This window comes from Paenibacillus zanthoxyli JH29 (assembly GCF_000520715.1).
GTDB classification, from domain to species: domain Bacteria; phylum Bacillota; class Bacilli; order Paenibacillales; family Paenibacillaceae; genus Paenibacillus_AQ; species Paenibacillus_AQ zanthoxyli.
In genome coordinates this window covers 1-1,011 of sequence record NZ_ASSD01000329.1, presented here as the reverse complement: position 1 = coordinate 1,011, position 1,011 = coordinate 1, and the positions used below count along the sequence as shown (strand labels likewise).

Sequence of the window (1,011 nt, the reverse complement as noted above, 5' to 3'; positions counted from 1 at the left end):
CTTCCGCTTCTCCCAATGGAAGCCGGTTAATTACGGAGCGAAGCTGGCAGCGAATCCGGAGGAGCTGGAGCGCTTCCTGGCACCGTTGTCTGCGGCAGGCGTCGATATTTTCCATGCCTCCAACCGCCGGTTCTGGGAGCCGGAGTTCGGGGGCTCAGACCTCAACCTGGCGGTCTGGACGCGCAAGCTGAGCGGCAAGCCGGCTATAACCGTCGGCTCCGTCGGTCTGGACTCCGACTTCACCAGCCTTTTCGAGGAGGGCAAGGGCGGGCAGGCTGCCGGCATCGACAACCTGATCGAGCGTCTGGAGCGCAGCGAGTTCGACCTCGTCGCTGTCGGTCGCGCGCTGCTGACCGATCCGGCCTGGGCGGCGAAGATCCTCGACGACCGCACCGAAGAGCTGCAGCCGTTCACGCGGGAGGCTCTTGCCACGCTGAGCTGATTCAACGCCGGGTGCCGGGCAGCAGGAGCCGACTCAGCTCCCAAGGCCTTTTCGGATCCAGTCCGAAAAGGCCGTTTGTGCATTTGAAAGCGCATCGTGCTAATGGGTTAAGTCCTCTCGATTCACTATTGCTTTCTTCGCGTATAACAATATATCAAGGCCACGTTCTCTTTTTTAACAGCATTCCGAGAAAAGTCCCCTTCCTCTACAGGGAGGGGATGAATATCGGCCAGGTAACCCTGGAAAATTATTGATCTACATTAGCTCATTTGATACAATCAGTCTTAGTTAGAGATAAGGCTGGTGTATCAATGAAATTAGACTCAAATAATCACTCGGTATTTTCCCTGAACTATCATCTCATCCTTTGCATTAAATACCGCAAAAAAGTGCTTACCGACGAGATCTCAGACTATGCGAAGGTCATTTTTGAACGTATTGGAGAGAACTATCATGTTACGCTGAGTGAATGGAACCATGACAACGATCATATCCATGTACTGTTCAAGGCGCATCCCAACACCGAACTATCTAAATTTATCAATGCCTATAAAAGTGCCAGCTCTCGC

General features: G+C 53.0%; 1 protein-coding gene and 1 pseudogene. Both read left to right on the top strand.

Annotation, left to right across the window (positions count from 1 at the left end):
• A pseudogene (locus L691_RS32765) lies at positions 1-442 on the top strand (12-oxophytodienoate reductase); the annotation flags it as partial.
• Between the two features lie 311 nt (positions 443-753).
• Positions 754-1,011, top strand: a 258-nt coding sequence (gene tnpA / locus L691_RS0112090; protein WP_025690790.1) for an IS200/IS605 family transposase, incomplete at its 3' end; no start/stop codon positions are given.